The sequence below is a fragment of the Robbsia sp. KACC 23696 genome, assembly GCF_039852015.1.
GTDB lineage: Bacteria > Pseudomonadota > Gammaproteobacteria > Burkholderiales > Burkholderiaceae > Robbsia.
On the sequence record NZ_CP156626.1, the window covers coordinates 2,495,875 to 2,512,312 of the forward strand.

The following is a 16,438-nucleotide window of genomic DNA, read 5'->3' on the forward strand; positions in this document are numbered from 1 at the left end:
CTCTTCGTCGCTACCCTGCAATCCTGTAGCCATGCCGCTTTACGCGCATGCCACCGGTCGCGTACGCGCCGTCAAGTCCGTGTGCCGCCTTATACGTCGACACCCAAGCTAGCCATACGGATCGTACGAAAACGACGATGCTGGTGCGTCGACCCCGCGCTTAACCACAAGCAAGAAGCCCTACGTCACCAGCGACGCTCGCATTGTACGCGAAACGCCAACCGAAGGCAAACTCGACGGGACAGATTAAGGCTTATGCGGCAACGTTATTTAACGCTGCGCATAAGCCCGCCGTCGCTCAACGGCTGCGGTTGCCCGGGCCGCGCGGCTTGCCGCCAGGGCCACCTGCGCCCCGCGGACCCCCGCGCCCCGGACCCGCGCCCGGGCCACGCGGACCGCGCGGTCCTGCTGCGCGATTCCCCTCGCCCGGACCCCCGCTCGACCCGCCAGGGGCGCCCCGACGCGGACCACCCCGGCCAGGACCACCGGCATTGTTGCCCGGCATACCACCGCCTGCCGCACCGCCGTTGCCGTTACGCCCGGCACCGCTGCGTGCGACATTGCCGTTGACTTCACGCGGCGGTCGCGCGGTATCCGGACGCGGCGTATCGCGCATCAGGAAGGTCGCGCTCATATGGCCCTTCGGGCGCTGCACGCCCGGCGCCGGCGCACCGCGTCGCGGCGGGCGTTGCGCACCGTAACTATAGCGACCCGAATTCGTCATCGCGCCATTTTCCGGCACGATGACGCCCAGGAAGGACTGCATCGGATCGGGTTGCACACGGGGCGGTGCATCGCCACGCGGGCCCTTGCCCGGCTTGTCGACGACCGCCTTCATGCCGACCGCCGCCATCAGCGCACGGACTTGTGCCTCGTCCAGCTCCTCGTAGCGCCCGCGACGCACGGCGCGCGATAAGGTGATCGGGCCGTGACGCGTACGAATCAGTCGGCTGACCAGCAAACCCGCTTCCTGGAACATCCGACGCACTTCACGATTGCGCCCTTCGGACAGCGTGACGTGATACCAGCGGTTCGACCCTTCGCCGTCGTCGATGCCATCGACGATCCGCAGGAACTTCGCCGGACCGTCGTCGAGTTCGATACCCGACAGCAATTTCTGACGCGCTCCCTCGGCCAACTGACCGACCACGCGAACGGCATACTCGCGCTCGACGTTGTAGCGCGGATGCATGAAGCGGTTCGCCAGATCGCCCGAAGTCGTCAGCAGCAACAGACCTTCGGTATTGAAGTCGAGGCGTCCCACGGCGAGCCACTTCGCCGTCTTCATCGACGGCAACTTGTCGAATACCGACGGACGGCCTTCCGGATCCGCGTGGCTGACGATCTCACCGGCCGGCTTGTGATACAGCAGCACGCGCGGCGGCTTGTTCTGAATTTTGCGACGCACCGGCTTGCCGTTGATGCGAACCTGGTCGGCCGGCAGGATGCGCTGACCGATATGCGCCGGCTCGCCGTTGACGGTCACGCGACCAGCGACGATCAGCTCTTCCATTTCGCGACGCGAACCCATGCCGGCTTCCGCCAACACCTTGTGCAGCTTCGGCGCATCGTCGTCGGGGGCGAGCACGCGCTTGGCGGGCTGTTGCTTTCGTCCGCGGCCCAGCATCGGCGCGCGCAACGACGAGCCGTGGTTGTCCGCATCGAAGGCCGGCGACGTCACGTAGGCAAATACATCGCCCGTCTCGACGACCGCGTCGTCCGCATCGCCGCGCTCATGGCGCTTCGCGCCTTGTTGCGCACCTTGCTGCGGTCGCTGACGCGGCCCTTGCTTCGGTCCGTTCGATGCCGGCGCCGCGCCTTGTGCGCCCGCCGAGCCCTGACCCGCGTTCCGACCGCCATGTCCGCGGCGTTCGGCATCCCGGGCACGGGCCGAACGGGCGACATCAGCCCGCGTCCCCGTGCCTGCTTGGCTCACGTCGCCGTTTTCCGCCGCCTCGCGCGGCGCGCGCGGCGCACGCGGTTGGCGCGGCGGCCGCGCACCGCGACGTCCCTCGCCATCGTGCGGCGCTGCTTGCACCCGACTGTCCACCGCCTCTGCCGATGCGGCCGCTTCCTGCGGCTGATCGGCCGCATCGGCGACCGGACGGGCCGACGCACGCGGGGCACGCGGCGCGCGTGCCCGACGCGGTGCCGGTGCCTCGCCCGCTTCCATCGCTTCCGCCTCACGAATGGCCCGATCGGCGGCGGCGCGCGCCGCACGGTCCGATACGCCGTCGGCATCGAGCGGCAAATCGAATTGCGCCGTCCCCACGTTATCGGCCGCCACGACCTTCGGTGCGCGCGGCTTGCGCGGCGCACGCGCCGGCTTAGCCGCCGCCGCGTCGGTATCGGCGTCGAAACCGCCCGCTATGCCGCCGGCCGGCGCCGCTTCCACCGCCGCGCCCGCCGGTGCGTCGTCGCCACCGTCCGCCCCCTTGCCCTTGCCGGAACGGCGACGCGCAATGAGACTACGGGGGCCGCGACGGAGGCCACGGCGTGGCCGCTCCTCGCCGGACGCCGCGTCGTTCGTGGGCAGGGCTGCATCGGTCGCGTTCTGCGCGGATGTGTCCGCTGCGGATGCGCGTCGTGCGCCACCGGCGTCGTCCACACCCTCAGGCGCGGCGCTATCGTGGGTCTGCTTCAAAAGCACCTCTGAATTCAAGTAAAGTGCCGGGCGATCGACGGTGCGTCAGGCTTGCCCAGCCGGCATGCCGCCAAGGCATGCCGGTCGGACCTGGCCATGGGGTCCGCTCAAAGAGCAAACCTGATACGCATTACCGGGCCCGTACGCGGCAGCCATACCGCCGCACAGCGGGCCGGCTTCGTTTCGCCGGCATAGGCGCACGTTCCCCGTGCGCGCATGTCCAAAATCGGTATCGTGCGCCAGCCTCAATCCGCTGGACGCGTCTGTTCGTGCGCAACTTCGGCATCGTCTGGCGCCGTCGCCGCGGGTTCGGCAGCGGCGGCGTCGGCAACCGCCGAATGCGCATCGTCCTCTGCCGCATCGACCGCGACGGCTTCGGCACCGTCGCCAGCGACAGCACCGTCGGGGCGCTCCCGCGCGGCAGGCGATGCCGTTGCCAATGCCATGTCCACCAGATCCGCGGCCTTGGCCTCGTCGGCTTCGTCAGCGGCTTGCGCCACCGCGGCAGCGTCGAGCGGAAAGGCCAGCGATGCCTGCAAACCACTCGTCGGATCCGCCGGATCGGCGAGTGGCGGCAATTCACCCAGCGTCTGCAAACCGAGGTCGTCGAGGAACGAGCGTGTCGTCGCATACAGTGCCGGACGTCCCGGCGCCTCGCGATGACCGATCACTTCGATCCAATCCCGCTCCTCGAGCTGTCGAATCACCTGCGTATTGACTGTCACGCCGCGAATTTCCTCGATATCACCGCGCGTCACCGGCTGACGGTACGCAATGATCGCAAGGGTCTCCAGAACCGCGCGCGAATATTTCGGCGGCTTTTCCGGATTCAATCGGTCGAGATATTTCTGCATCGGCGGCAGGCTTTGAAAACGCCACCCCGACGCCAGCGCGACCAACTCGACACCCCGTCCCGCCCAACGCTCTTTCAACAGGTCGAGCAGGGATTTGATGGTATCGGCCGAGATGTCGTCGTCGAAAAGCCTGCGCAGATCGTTCAGCCGCAGCGGCTCATGCGCACAAATCAACGCGGTTTCGAGGACGATTGTCGCCTCTTGGGTATTCATGAAACCAAGGTCTGACCCTTTGGGTCACATACGTAGCGGCTCGCATATCCTGCGCCGGCTGCATGCCGGGCGGGTCTGAGATCGCGTACGCAAATGATGTTCTGAAAAGCGGCAGCGTCGTGCGCGCAGGAAACCATCTATTACCGCGAGTATGCAGCGAAAAACGCCAGAATCGACCGACAAGGCGCGCTTCCCGCCATTTAATGGCGAAAAAACATCAACCCCGTCCCCTTCGCCCGCATGGCGCGTCAAGCTTCGGCTTCGGACGGTCAAGGTGCCCGGAGAAGTCCGGCGCGCGCGGAACGGGCCGCACTCACGCCTACCCGGTGGACGCGCACCCCATTCGCATCGATCGACATTTCCTTCGCATGGGAATGTCGCGGAATGGCAGCGCGTGGCGTCCTTCGCATTGTCACACAGCGTACTCCGGCCAGCCGGGCGCCACGCCCGTCCACCTGAGTTCGACCCATTCTACAAATAAATCCCGGACCGGTAAAGGACGACGATGGATATATCGCTATCTCAGATAGCCTGCCAGGCGCCGAACGCCCTCGTCGATCATGTCGACGTCGCTCGCATAGCACCAACGGATAAACCCCTCGCCCTCCTCGCCAAACGCGGCGCCCGGCGCCAGACCGATCCGCGCGTCACGGACGAGGGCCTTGCACAAGGCCAGACTATCGTCATGACCGGCGATGCGGAAGAACAGATACATGGCTCCGTCCGACATCTTGACGTCGACGCCGGGCACGGCCGACAGGCCATCGAACAGACGCTGACGCCGCACCAGCATATCGGTCCGCAGGGCGGCGGTCACCGCCTCGCCCTGCTGCACGGCGACCATTCCCGCACGTTGCACGAAGTCCGGCGCGCAGGACGTGTTGTATTCCGCCAGCTTGCCCCAGTCCTCCATCACCGACGCGGGCGCCACGACCCATCCCAGGCGCCAACCGGTCATCAACCACGCTTTCGAAAACGAATTGACGACGATGACGCGCTCGTCCCGGGACGCAAGGTCCAGAAACGAGGGGGCCGTCAGTGGTCGCGTTTCGGCGCCAGCCGGTGCCGTTCCGGCTTCCGGAGCGCCGTAATAGAGACGCTCGTAGACTTCGTCCGCGAGGATCCAGATGCCATGCGTGCGGCAGTGGTCCAGCAAGATCGCCTGCTGCGCGCGCGGCATGGTCCAACCGGTCGGATTGTTCGGCGAGTTGACCAGCACCATGCGCGTGCCGGGCGTCAATGCCCGCAGTAGCGCGTCGATATCGAGTGCCCAGCCATTTTCGCCATAGTCCAGTGAGACGGTGTCGACCGTCGCGCCGACGATTTTCGGCATTTCCACCAGATTCGGCCAGAGCGGCGTCACCGCGACAACCCGATCGCCGGGACCGACCAACAACTGCGTCGCCAACATCAAGGCGCTGACGCCCGCGCTGGTCACGGCGATCTGACCGGCATGCGTCGGACCGTGCAAGCGCGAGACATAGTCCGCCAATGCTTCGCGAAGCGGCGCGATTCCCAGATTATGGGTATAGAAGACATGCCCGTCCGCCAGCGCGGCACTGGCCGCTTCGCGAATGAATGCCGGCGTCACCTGATTCGACTCGCCGAACCAGAACGGCAGCACGTCCGGCAACCCGAAACCCGCATTGGCCACTTCACGGATCTTGGACGCGCGCAGATTGGCGACCGCGGCCCGCGCCACGGCTGGCGAGCGCGTGAGATCGGTGGAGAGGGAGGTATCGATCGATGCGGATGCGCCGGGCGTGACCGCCTGGCCTGCTACGGGAGACGAAGACATGGATCAGGACAAAAAGAGGAAAGGAGCAGTGTAGCGTCGGCATCGCATCTCGAAAAGGCCGCGGCACGGCCACCGGCAACGATTCCACCGCCGCGACACGACGCCGTTAGGCCGACTGCACATCGCCGATCAGTCCCCAGACCGCGTCGGCGGCCGGCGATAGCGAGCGGCCGCGTCGCCGGACGCGCGCCACGGTGCGCTCGCCACGCGGCGTCAACGACAGCGCTTTCAAGGTGCCGCCCGCCGGCAGCGGCAACGATAGCGCTGGCAGGACGCTGACGCCGACACCGGCCTCGACGAGCCCGAAAACGGTACTGGAATGGGCCAGTTCCTGGACCACCCGGGGCGCTACGCCATGCTGATGCATCAGGCGCTCGATCACCGGCCGGCTGCCGGATTGATGATCGAGCATGACCAGACGCTCGCCTTCCAAGGACCGCCAATGCACATCCGCTTGCGTCGCGAGCGGGTGATCGTTGCGACAGATCAAAACGAAGGGATCGTGAAATACCGTCTCCACGATCAGATCGTCCGCCTCCAAGGGGCCGATCACGACGCCGAAGTCGGCCTCGCCGGACCGCACCTTCGCCAGGACGTCGCGCTGCACGTCGTCGCGCAATGCCAGCGAGACATAGGGATAGCGCGCCTCGCATGCTGCGACGCATTGCGGCATCAAGCGCGCCGAGACGGTGGGACTGGCGCAAACGACCACCCGCCCGCGCCGTTGCTCGCCAATGTCCTTGATTTCCCGCAATGCCCCGTCCAGGTCGGCAAGCAAGCGCTCTACGCTGGATTGCAGATTCGCGCCCGCCGCCGTCAGTTGCACGTCGCGCGTGGTGCGATCGATCAGCCGCAGGCCCAACTCCGTTTCCAGCTCGCGAATCCCGCGACTGACGGCGGATTGGGTTAATCCGATCTCATCACCGGCGCGGCTGAAGCTGCCATGGCGCGCCACCGCAATGAATACCCGAAGCTGTCGCAGCGTGACATTCATGTTTTTGTCTGAAACCGGAAACTTTATTGATGCGTGATAGTAATGCAAGTTCCGCATCCATTCGCGAACCACCCTCTCGGGCACGTCCGACCGTTTCGGACCGTGTCGTCACTGCCGGGCAAAACCGCCGCATCGGACGCGATCCATCCGGCCGGTTTGCCACTTTTCACGCGACGTCTCCGACGCCGCTGCCCGCGCTCGCCATCGTGCTTACGACTGTCCTTGGTGCAATATCAGGGGATTTTCACGCACGCCTTCGGTGCATGCACGAGTTTGGTGATTAATCAACTAGTCGCATCACCAATATCCAGAAACATGAATTCACAATTAAACTTTTTTAAGATCAGTGATTTAGCAAGGTAAGCGAGCGCTCCCGCGTCACATGGCACGGCTGATGCTTTATAGCCTCGCAGACGCAGTCCGGTCCCTGCAACACGGGGACGACGATGGCAAGGAGCCATCGCCGAAAAAAGCAGTATAGGCGGCAGGCCGGACGACACGGGGGCGCGCGATACACGCGACGCCAAACGACAACGGTTTACCCGATTTCGTTTTATTGAGGTGAAACATGCTGTTTGACGACCTGAAAGATCACGAGTGGGAACTTGTCGAGATGCTGTTCAACGACGAGCCGAAGCGCAGCGAACGGCGCGGTCGGCCACGCGTTGAACCGCGTGCGGTTGTGAACGCTGTTTTGTGGGTATTGAGCACGGGCGAAGGCTGGTCGAAGCTGCCGGGCCGCTACCCCTCGCCGCCGACCTGCCGCCGCCGCTTCGACGAATGGCAAGCAGACGGCACGCTGGCCGAAATGGTCAAGCTGCTGGCCTGTTCGGGCCGTAGCGTGTCGCTGCGTGGCCGCGCCGGATCGATGGCCGCCAAGCCGCCGGCACCGCCGAGCCGCGACCGTCTGCGTGGCGCCTTTTGGACGAATCCGGAATCCTGGCGCGCGCCGGTCAAGATGGCCTGATTGCGGTCGCAACCCTCGGGCTGCCGTTGAATCGATACGCACCCCCGGGTAAATGCCTAATGGCGTTACCCGGGGGTGTTGTTTTTCAGGATATCCCGTTAGGGCAGGGATTTCCCTAGACGCACCCGGTAACGCTGCCGATCTCTCCCCCACCGAAACAATTCCTCACGAAGCTTTACAGTCCGCGCGCTCGCACACTCCTATAGTGTGCCTATCGATATGCGTGAAAGCGTCGCCACAGTGGTGAATATCGGGTCCCACCCGCCTGTGCCGCGTCGTCGTTCAATCGGCCCTTGCCGAACGACGCGTATCGCCTCGCCCCGCCGCGGTGGCCAGCTCGTCTGGTACGCCGGATCCCAGGCCCGGCGCGGAACATAACAGGAGGGGATGATGTTCACACCTCGCCATAAGCGCAACCGCGCGATCAATGAACCGGTTTCCGCCCAGCACGGGCGGTATCGCCGGATAGTGCTGTCCGCGCTGGCGCCGGCCACGCACGGCAGGATGTTTCTGCGACCGGCGCCTGTGCTCGGCGCGTCATTTGCTGACGCGAGGAGCGCTCGCCTGTCGCCGCTTCGCCCGCTTTTGCCATTACATGCGGTGAGAGTGGACGCCCGCGCCTGCCAGCGCGAAACGAGCCGATACCGCGCCCGCGGGCCGTCGGTGCCGGAATCGATGCATCAGTTGCGAAATGCGGTGTGGCAGTCTCTGCCAGGGACCGCGTACTGGTCGCGTCTGGCCCATTCGGTTTCGGTGACCGGTGTCATGGCCGGCATCGCGTTCGGGCTTTGGGCTGCACCGACATTGGCGCATTGGAACACCGACCCCGGTTTGCGATCTGCGACACTCTCGGTTCCGGCGCGAGACGCTTCGCGCCCTACCGGCAAAACCCACTGGATGCGCGTCGCCGATCGCAACGCATCCGGGACCGTCCTATCGCCACTGCCGCACAAGGCGTCGACGGGCGCGCCCGAACATGACTTTGCGGTACCGCGCGGCGATCTGCGCAAGGACATTTCGGATGCCAACCGCGACGCCGGCCCGCGCCCCGGATTTGGCGGCCATTGACGCACACGGACCGGGTGCGATGGACGGCCCGCGTCCCGTGCCGCCCTATCCCGTGTTACGGCGTGCCCGCTTGATCCAGTACAATCGCGGCCGAACCTCTGTGTGTCGGCCCTTTCATGATCGTTTTCCAGTTGGCGGCCTTGCCGCTTTGCGCAGTGCTGGCGCTGCTTCTCTGCGTGCCCGCGTGGCGGCGCGGTCGCTTCGGCACCGCTGCCTTGATGCGCCCGGCGTTCGCCCTTGGCGCGATCTGGTTCTGGGTCAATGCCTGCGGCTGGTTGCAACCGCTGTATAACCGTACGCTGGACGCCCACAGCATGACGTGCGCAACGCCTTCGCCTGCGCCCACACGCGACGAGGCCGCAACGCAATTGCACTTCACGGCGGGCACGCATCCGGTAATCATCGTATTGGGCGGCGGCACCGACTTCACCGGTCCGCACGATTCGCTGCAGCCCAAAAGCGATGCCATCGAGAAAATCGCGATGGCCGGTGCCTGCTATGCGCGCGCCCGCGCTGAAGGCGCCCTGCCTCGCGTGATCGTCAGCGGCGGCAATCCGCAGCGTCACCCGATGGCGGAAGGCGACGTCTATGCGCCCGATCTGATCGCGCTGGGTATCCGGCGCGAGGATCTGATCGTCGAAAACAAAAGTTGGAACACCTATCAGAATGCCGAATTCGTCGCGCCGTTGATCGGGAGTCCGGGGGCCGATGCAACACGGCCCGATCCGCAATTTCTGATCACGACCGCGCTGCATATGCATCGCAGCCTGTTGAACTTCGCCCGCTTCGGCATGACGCCGACCCCGGTGGCCCCGCCCTGGCACGCGACGCACCTCGCCCTCTGGCCGTCCTTACCGGCATTCTTGCTATCCGACACCGCCCTGCATGAAATCATCGGCACCGTGGTGTTTCATGTCTACCGCATGATCGGCAAGTATTGATCTCCCCGGCGACGCAGCCGCTGAGCGATAATGCGGCCATGTCGTCAACAGATAGCCCGAGGAGAACATCCTGACTAATATCGAACTGGAAATCGAGTGGACCGAACCCGCGTTGAAGAAGATTCAACGGCTGATGGGTGCGAAGAATGGTCCCAACGCCGAGGCGCCGCTGCTGGCCCTCCCTCCCATCGAATGTCTGCCGGCGGAAGGCGATGTGCTGTTTCTGGGGCCAAAGGGCAAGCAAGAGCCCTTCATCGTCGTGGAGCGGCAATACCATCATGAAGATGGCGACGGCGGCGATTGGCGGATCGTGCTGATCCTGGATCTGCCGGAATAAATAAAAACGCCGCGTGTTGCCCGGATCGGGTCACACGCGGCGTTTTGCCTTCGGCCGCCCACACCGGGCGGCGGCCTGACGCTTTACATATTGCCGACCAGCAGACGCATGATGCGCTGCGTCAGCGGCGTCGCGAGGACCTGGCCGTTGTTGTCGACGATTGCGACGCGCGTCTGGTTTTCGGTCAGCGCCTTCACATTGATGTGGTACGGCGTGGCGACCTTCTCCTTCTTGCCATGGAACACCTGGTTCCAGAAGCCCTGCGCGGCCGTGCCGAGATCGTTCGGATCGGCATAACGGATTTCATACACGCCACGCGCCTTATCGCGCGTGTCGACAGTGAAGTTGCCCCGATCGAGCGCCTGACCCACTCGCGCCCACGTGTGATCGTAGTCTTCACTCAGATCCAACGCGCCTTGCTCTGCCGGCGTCACGCCTGCGGGCAAGGTGGTCTGCGCATTCGACGTCGGCGCCGGCTCGTCCAGCACCGGCATCGGCGGCGGCGCATTCTTCTTCGCCGCATTTGCCTTCGCCTGCGCGACTGCCTCCGGTCCCACCACCGGGGCGCTCGGCGCCTCGGCCAGGGCCCGCTGCAGACGGCCGAGATAATCGGCTTCGAGGCCCGGATCGTTCGGACGGCTCGTCCATTGCGTCGAGTCGTTGGTCGAGCCGCTCAGCACCTCATGCAGCCCTTGCTGGCTGATGAAAACGTAGATGGCGCCGTCCGGCCCCGCCTGCAATCGCGTGCGATAGCGATTGCGCTCGGCGCTGACGTAGGCGTTGTCCACAGCCATCGACAACGTATTGCGGATGATGCCCTGGTCCAGCTTTGCACGGCTCTGTTGCCAGTCCGTCTGCATGATGCCGCGCGATTCGGTGTCTTCGGTCAGGAAGAAACCTTGCTCCTGCCAGAACACGCGCAAACGTGCCCATAACTGGTCGCGAGAGAAGCGCGAGCCCGAAACCACCAACCAGCGCTGGCTGCCGTCGCCCTGCAGCGCGAGGCCCGGGGTCGACGGCAGCACGGTCGTGGTGCTGGCCAGCGTGCCGGTGCTGGTGTGGTAATCGGCCAAGGAGGCGTCGCCGCCTCCGGCCGCATCGGCACGCGTACGCGCATCGGTCATCAAATCGGGCGGTGCGGCAAGCGACGGAGCCGTCGACTTCTTCGCCGACCGGCTGCTGCTTTGATAGTCGATCGCCTGCGGGTCGGGCGAACTGCACGCCGCCAGATAGCCGGTGGCGACGACAGCGAAGCCCGCCACGAGCACACTTTTACGGAGCGGCGTCGAAAGAGACGGCTTGCGTTCGGCAGCGATGGATGACGACGGGAACGACTGGGATGACACTGACTGACGTTTCATGGAATCCTTTTGCTGGCGCCACGGCCTGTTTCCGCGGGATCAGCCGGGCATTTTACCGCTGTCGCCCCTCTCAGTGCCAAAAACTTCGGAAATCGAGACCTCGGACCCATTAAATCGCGTTACCAGAGGTTTCATCGGCACCGCCGCCGGCCATGCCGGTCCCTCTGGGCCGCCCGATTTCGGGAAGAACGTCCTCCTCCGGGACCAGCGGCGACATGGCCGGCGGCGTCGGGGCGGCGCCGTGTGACGGGATGAACACCGGATCCAGCGATACGACCCTTGTGCGTGCGCCCTGCTGCGAGCCGCCGGCCAGGTCCACATCGAATTGCAGGCAATAGGTGCCCAGCCAGCGGACCGAGGCATTGAAGCGCGCATAGCCGATCAGATCGTCCTGGGCGAATGCAGCCAGCCCCTCGGGCGTCAAGGCGAGAAACGTATTTAATGGCGCCTCGTAACGGGCCGCCGCATTGCGCGGTGCCGTGATCAGCAAGCCCGGCGCCCCATCGATCGTCCGGGCCCCGGCATAGCGGAGCTTGGGCCATCCCAATAGCAGCAGGCCGGACAGATCGGATGCCCAACCGTCGGTAAATAGTGCGGCATCACGCCGCTCCTTATGTCCCACCATGATTCGCCCCCGTCCCGCATCCCACCGATAGCGACATTGCCATGCGCCAAAAGTGTCATGTCAAGCATTCGCGCCGGAAGGCGCGCTGCGACGCACCGGTAAATAGCATCGATGCACCAGATAGAGACGTGGCGCGCGGGCGCGTGACGGGGCTGGGCCGCCATGCACCGAAGCATGCGGCACGGCGGCGGCGTGACGCGCGGCGCGGCAACCACGTCGAATCGATAAGTGCGGAACAAAGCACGGTGAATACCCTCGCGATGCCACCTCGACAGCCGCCATCGGGAAAATTATCGCCATTCCGGTGGGCCGGAGCCTCGCATGCGCACAAAGCTTGCTTTATCATCCCCACCGGCCAAGCGTCGCGGAACACGGCTAGCGAGACGGACTCCGTCCGGTGAAGCCGCCGCACGCGAGAGATCCCACGGTCTGGACTTCGGACCGCCAGGAGACCGACAAAATGACCGAATTGCGCACCGAGCCCGAGGCCCCGATGGGCCCCAAATCGGACCGCCAAACGAACGACACGCCCGCTGCCGCTGCGGTGGCGGACGTGCAGGATCCGCACGATATGTATGAAGGACACGAAAGCGCTCTAATCGACGACGCCCCGCTGACGCCACGCCCTCATATCGACGACGATGGCCGGCGCCGCACCGTGCGCTACGGCAACTTGACCTTGTTCAGCGCCTTCGAGCCGATTTTCAGCGTCTCGCATATGCGCGCTGCCGGTTATGAGGCGAAGCTGCGCGCGCACGATGAATTGAATCAAAGCGTCTCACCGCTGTCCGTCTTCAGCCAAGCGGCCCGCCTCGGGGATCTGCTGGAGCTGGATCGCTTGAGCCAATCCCTGCACCTGGCCAATTTCCGCGGACTGCGACAAGATCATGGCTGGCTGTTTCTGAACATCCACCCCGCCGCGATTGCCGATTTCCGGCACGGCGCGGCACTGATCGACGAACTGCGTCGCCTCGAAATTTCGCCGCAACGCATCGTTTTGCAGGTTCTGGAACAACCGAACACCGACCCCCGACGCGTGCTGGAGGCCGTTCAGCTGTTCCGCCGGCATGGCTTCCTGATCGCCCTTGACGACTTCGGCGCCGGCCATTCGAATATCGACCGGGTATGGAAGGTCCAACCCGATATCGTCAAGTTGGATCGGAGCATGATGTTCCAGGCCACGCAGCAGGCCCATGTCGCGCGGATTCTCCCGGGGCTGGTTTCCCTGCTGCACGAGTCGGGACGCCTGGTTCTGGTCGAAGGCATTGCCAGCGAGCAGGAGGCTTTGATCGCCATCGAGGCGAATGTCGACTTCGTTCAGGGCCACTATTTCGCCCGCCCCAGCGTCAGTCCGGCCGATGCCAACGCCAGCTATCAGTGCTTCGACACGTTGATCGATCACTATCGCGATCGCGTGGAAGCCCGGGAGCGAGACGACACGGCAGCGCTGGCACCTTATGTGGAGGCCGTGGCGGTGGCGGCGAAACTGCTAGCCAGTGGCGTCGCGCTCGAGCAGGCTTGCAATGCTTACCTGCAGCTACCCGATGCGGCCCGCTGCTTCGTGCTGGACGAGCGTGGCCGGCAATGCGGCGACAATCTGCTGCCCCCCCGGCCGCTACGCCCTCGCGCACGGCGCTTCATGCCCCTGATGAATTCCGAAGGCGCGCGCTGGGATCGGCGCCCGTATTTCCGACGCGCGATCGCCGATTCCGGCGAGGTACAGACCACCCGCCCCTATCTATCTATCAACGAGGCGCATCTGTGCGTGACCGTCTCGGTGGCGTATCGCAGCGCGGACGGGATGCGCGTCCTGTGCGCGGACGTCGATTGGACGCGGCACGATCGCTCGACCTACGCACCGCGTGGGATGTGAGCGGCTGAGTCGTGTCGGCCTTGTTGGCCGTATCGAGAATGTCGACGATGTCGGCCAGCTCGGCCGGCGCTGCGGCGCCGGCTTTACATCGAGCCGCGCGCGACGGCGTCAGCCGCTCGGTCTTTGCATGCCGATGCGCCGCGTTCGGCGATCAGCACACGCGCCAACTGCCGCGCCAGCGTCTCCTGCGACACCGCCACGACGCGCGTCCCCTCATTGAATAGAGACAGCGCATTGTTACGCGCCTCCACCCGCGTCACGATATCGGAAGCGATGACGATCACGCCGCGGCATGCGCGCTGCCATGCAGCACGATGCCGACTCAGCCAGGCCGCGTAAGGCCGCCATGCGCCGAGATCCGCCCCATCTCGCAAGCCGCCGTGCAGCAGCAGCACGAAAGGCTCGCCTTTCTCGCACAGCAGTGCCATCGCGGCGGCCCATCGGAACGCGTCACCGGCCCGCGCATCGGCCGGCGTCCAATGCACGAGCGGCGCGACTGCGGCGGAGAGCGAGGGCAAGGCCTTGCGGCGCGCCCGACGCGAGACGACCGGCACTGCCATCCCGTTATCTTCGTGGGCAGCGGTGGCGCCGCCGTTGATCGGCGTCGTCGCCAGGGCCGCTCCACCGGGCAATAAATGCAATGCAGGTCTAGCGCGTTGGGCTTCCACCATGATCGGTCTCGCAAAACATCGGATAAAGCACAATCTTAATTGATAACGATTCTTATTATCAATTGAATTTGCCTATTATTGTCTCGACCCGACAGCGAGCCCTCATCGGAGCAGGTACAGCGATTGCTATGCCAGCATTTATCGGAATGCGGCAGCGACGTCATGCTTGTCGAGGGGATGTCGACGCGGTTCCGGTGGTGTGCAAATCGACCATAAAGATCACAACTAACGACAAGGAGCGCGCCATGTTGGGCACCATTCTTCTGATTATTCTGATTCTCCTTCTGATCGGCGCCGTGCCGACCTGGCCGCACAGCCGGTCGTGGGGCTACCGTCCTTCGGGCTTCGTCGGGATCATCGTCATCATCGTCATTATTTTGCTACTGACCGGGCATATTTGACCTAAGCCGCAATGGCGCAGCCTTGGGGCTGCGCCAGCAGAAAACACGCAAACGCGCGCTCGTCGCGTTTCAAGACACGGCGCTGGCCCGCGCTCAACAAGCGCGACGGATCCTCCGATGCCGATACCCGCGCCACACACCCTAGTGCTCCCGATTCAAAGGCTTCGATCACCGCTGGGTGGATATAGCACTTCCGGCACACGGCCGGCGTATTGCCGAGTCGCGCGGCAATCTCCCGAATAACCGCGACCAGTCGACGATGTCGCTCGGTCTTCGAGATCGCCTCCGGCGCCTCGTCCGCGTCGGTCTGGGTATCGGCGAGTGGCTTGGGTTCCGCCGCCTGCAGGGCAGACAGGGCCAATACACTGGCCGCCCAGGTGCGATAGTCTTTGGCCGTGAAGTCGCCGCCGCTGGCCGTTTTCAGATACGCATTGATCGCCGTGGAATCGACGGTGTGCCGTTGCCCTTCCGCGTCCTGATATTGAAACAGATCGTGCCCCGGCAGGGCCATGCAGCGCCGGATGATTCGCGCGATTTTGGGATCGTCCACGGCGACGTCGTGCTCGACGCCACTCTTGCCCCGAAACTGGAACCGCAAGGCGCCCGCATCGATGCTGACATGGCGGTGCCGCAGCGTCGTCAGTCCATAGGATTTGTTGTCGCGCGCATAGTCCGCATTGCCGATACGGATCAGCGTGCTGTCGAGCAGCCAGATGACGGTGGCCAATACTTTTTCGCGCGTCAGCCCTGGCTTTGCCAAATCGCGCTTCACGCACTCGCGAATGCGCGGCAACGCTTCGCCGAAGGCCTGGGTCCGGTGATATTTCGTGGCATCGCGGGTTTCGCGCCATTGCGCGTGATATCGGTATTGCTTTCGGCCTCGCGCGTCGCGGCCGTGCGCCTGCAAATGCCCGTTCGCATCCGGGCATATCCACACCGCCTCATAGGCGGGCGGAATCGCCAGTGCACGGATACGCGACAGGACTGCCGGATCACGTATCGTTTTTCCGGTCAAATCCATATATTGGAACGCCTTCCCACGGCGACGACGCGTAAAACCCTCGCGCTGACCATCGACGTAGACAAGGCCGTCGGCCAACGCATCCGCGAGTCGCTCGCTCGCCTTTTCTCGATCAGTCATTTCGTTGTTTCACTTATCAGATCTGCCGCAACGCCCACGCGGGACCTATACGCCCTGCGCGAGCTCGCCAACTCGGTGCGTTCCCGTTCGATGCGAGACAGCGGTGCCATACGCGCTGTAACTGCATGTAAAAGCCGTATGCCGGATGTCACTTTTACCGCGCAATTGCAAACGCCGGATCAAACGAACGACCGTGCCGAAAGAGGCGAATCGAAAAGACGACGTTCGGCCGTTTATGGCGTTTTCACGCGTCGAATGCAATCGCCGGGCGTCACGCAATTGTCATTCCTCGGGGCGCAAAATCGGTGCATGCGAATGTCGCGTCCGCAGACGTCTTCCGCGCGGGGAGCGTGATCGAGCGCCGCAATGGTGCGTGAGCGCAATTGACGAAACGTCGGTCTGACGGACTTGGCACCGATTTCAAGCAGACGGCGTCGACTCGGCGCCATTAAGGTGCGCGCTTGTGTCGCAGCGTGGCGACGCGCATGGCATCCCGCTCTCGCGCGTCGCCAATCGGCTCGACTGATCTCCGATCCGCTGGGCGGATCGC

At 64.5% G+C, this 16,438-nt stretch carries 13 protein-coding genes and 1 pseudogene; 6 read left to right on the forward strand and 8 right to left on the reverse strand.

Annotation, left to right across the window (positions count from 1 at the left end; translation table 11 throughout):
- Positions 1-298: 298 nt before the first annotated feature.
- From ABEG21_RS10435 to ABEG21_RS10450, 4 genes are all read right to left on the reverse strand, one after another.
- Entirely contained in the window at positions 299-2,173 is a 1,875-nt protein-coding gene (locus ABEG21_RS10435; RefSeq protein ID WP_347556726.1) for a pseudouridine synthase, read from the reverse strand.
- A gap of 716 nt (positions 2,174-2,889) precedes the next feature.
- Positions 2,890-3,711 carry an SMC-Scp complex subunit ScpB gene (gene scpB, locus ABEG21_RS10440; RefSeq protein ID WP_347554559.1) on the reverse strand — a complete coding sequence of 274 codons (822 nt, stop codon included), beginning with the start codon at positions 3,709-3,711 and terminating at the stop codon, positions 2,890-2,892.
- Between the two features lie 517 nt (positions 3,712-4,228).
- Positions 4,229-5,509, reverse strand: coding sequence for a pyridoxal phosphate-dependent aminotransferase (locus tag ABEG21_RS10445; RefSeq protein WP_347554560.1), 1,281 nt, complete (start codon positions 5,507-5,509; stop codon positions 4,229-4,231).
- A gap of 106 nt (positions 5,510-5,615) precedes the next feature.
- Complete coding sequence (locus ABEG21_RS10450; RefSeq protein WP_347554561.1) at positions 5,616-6,503, reverse strand: LysR family transcriptional regulator; 888 nt, start codon at positions 6,501-6,503, stop codon at positions 5,616-5,618.
- A gap of 568 nt (positions 6,504-7,071) precedes the next feature.
- Between ABEG21_RS10450 and ABEG21_RS10455 the strand changes: the two are divergent.
- The 4 genes and pseudogenes from ABEG21_RS10455 to ABEG21_RS10470 all read left to right on the forward strand — a co-directional run.
- Positions 7,072-7,458: pseudogene (locus tag ABEG21_RS10455) on the forward strand (transposase); the annotation flags it as partial.
- Between the two features lie 687 nt (positions 7,459-8,145).
- Entirely contained in the window at positions 8,146-8,538 is a 393-nt protein-coding gene (locus ABEG21_RS10460; protein WP_347554562.1) for a hypothetical protein, read from the forward strand.
- 116 nt (positions 8,539-8,654) lie between these two features.
- A complete protein-coding gene (locus ABEG21_RS10465) occupies positions 8,655-9,479 on the forward strand; it encodes a YdcF family protein (RefSeq protein ID WP_347554563.1) in 825 nt (274 codons plus the stop codon).
- A gap of 70 nt (positions 9,480-9,549) precedes the next feature.
- Entirely contained in the window at positions 9,550-9,816 is a 267-nt protein-coding gene (locus tag ABEG21_RS10470; protein WP_347556727.1) for a DNA-binding protein, read from the forward strand.
- Between the two features lie 83 nt (positions 9,817-9,899).
- Here the strand turns inward: ABEG21_RS10470 and bamC are convergent, their stop codons facing one another.
- Together bamC and ABEG21_RS10480 are read right to left on the reverse strand one after the other, a co-directional pair.
- Positions 9,900-11,177: an outer membrane protein assembly factor BamC gene (gene bamC / locus ABEG21_RS10475; RefSeq protein WP_347554564.1), complete on the reverse strand. Its 1,278-nt coding sequence runs from the start codon at positions 11,175-11,177 to the stop codon at positions 9,900-9,902.
- A gap of 109 nt (positions 11,178-11,286) precedes the next feature.
- Positions 11,287-11,802: a hypothetical protein gene (locus ABEG21_RS10480; RefSeq protein ID WP_347554565.1), complete on the reverse strand. Its 516-nt coding sequence runs from the start codon at positions 11,800-11,802 to the stop codon at positions 11,287-11,289.
- Positions 11,803-12,373: 571 nt separating this feature from the next.
- Here ABEG21_RS10480 and ABEG21_RS10485 point away from each other — a divergent pair.
- Positions 12,374-13,675, forward strand: coding sequence for an EAL domain-containing protein (locus tag ABEG21_RS10485; protein ID WP_347556728.1), 1,302 nt, complete (start codon positions 12,374-12,376; stop codon positions 13,673-13,675).
- Positions 13,676-13,758: 83 nt separating this feature from the next.
- Here ABEG21_RS10485 and ABEG21_RS10490 read toward each other — a convergent pair whose 3' ends face one another.
- The gene (locus tag ABEG21_RS10490; RefSeq protein WP_347554566.1) at positions 13,759-14,346 is read right to left on the reverse strand and encodes a hypothetical protein; all 588 of its coding nucleotides are present in this window, start codon (positions 14,344-14,346) and stop codon (positions 13,759-13,761) included.
- Between the two features lie 245 nt (positions 14,347-14,591).
- Between ABEG21_RS10490 and ABEG21_RS10495 the strand changes: the two genes are divergently transcribed.
- Positions 14,592-14,747: a DUF3309 family protein gene (locus ABEG21_RS10495; protein ID WP_347554567.1), complete on the forward strand. Its 156-nt coding sequence runs from the start codon at positions 14,592-14,594 to the stop codon at positions 14,745-14,747.
- A gap of 1 nt (position 14,748) precedes the next feature.
- On the opposite strand, the gene ABEG21_RS10500 is transcribed toward ABEG21_RS10495, so the two are convergent.
- On the reverse strand, positions 14,749-15,888 hold the full coding sequence (locus tag ABEG21_RS10500) for a DNA topoisomerase IB (protein WP_347554568.1): 1,140 nt from the start codon (positions 15,886-15,888) through the stop codon (positions 14,749-14,751).
- Between the last annotated feature and the right edge of the window lie 550 nt (positions 15,889-16,438).

What these genes read in the sequence shown, in the direction of transcription:
- ABEG21_RS10435 (WP_347556726.1), bottom strand. Translation starts at nt 2,173, where the DNA reads ATGGAAGCGGGCGAGGCACCGGCACCGCGTCGGGCACGCGCGCCGCGT.
- scpB (WP_347554559.1), bottom strand. Translation starts at nt 3,711, where the DNA reads ATGAATACCCAAGAGGCGACAATCGTCCTCGAAACCGCGTTGATTTGT.
- ABEG21_RS10445 (WP_347554560.1), bottom strand. Translation starts at nt 5,509, where the DNA reads ATGTCTTCGTCTCCCGTAGCAGGCCAGGCGGTCACGCCCGGCGCATCC.
- ABEG21_RS10450 (WP_347554561.1), bottom strand. Translation starts at nt 6,503, where the DNA reads ATGAATGTCACGCTGCGACAGCTTCGGGTATTCATTGCGGTGGCGCGC.
- ABEG21_RS10460 (WP_347554562.1), top strand. Translation starts at nt 8,146, where the DNA reads ATGCATCAGTTGCGAAATGCGGTGTGGCAGTCTCTGCCAGGGACCGCG.
- ABEG21_RS10465 (WP_347554563.1), top strand. Translation starts at nt 8,655, where the DNA reads ATGATCGTTTTCCAGTTGGCGGCCTTGCCGCTTTGCGCAGTGCTGGCG.
- bamC (WP_347554564.1), bottom strand. Translation starts at nt 11,177, where the DNA reads ATGAAACGTCAGTCAGTGTCATCCCAGTCGTTCCCGTCGTCATCCATC.
- ABEG21_RS10480 (WP_347554565.1), bottom strand. Translation starts at nt 11,802, where the DNA reads ATGGTGGGACATAAGGAGCGGCGTGATGCCGCACTATTTACCGACGGT.
- ABEG21_RS10485 (WP_347556728.1), top strand. Translation starts at nt 12,374, where the DNA reads ATGTATGAAGGACACGAAAGCGCTCTAATCGACGACGCCCCGCTGACG.
- ABEG21_RS10490 (WP_347554566.1), bottom strand. Translation starts at nt 14,346, where the DNA reads ATGGTGGAAGCCCAACGCGCTAGACCTGCATTGCATTTATTGCCCGGT.
- ABEG21_RS10495 (WP_347554567.1), top strand. Translation starts at nt 14,592, where the DNA reads ATGTTGGGCACCATTCTTCTGATTATTCTGATTCTCCTTCTGATCGGC.
- ABEG21_RS10500 (WP_347554568.1), bottom strand. Translation starts at nt 15,888, where the DNA reads ATGACTGATCGAGAAAAGGCGAGCGAGCGACTCGCGGATGCGTTGGCC.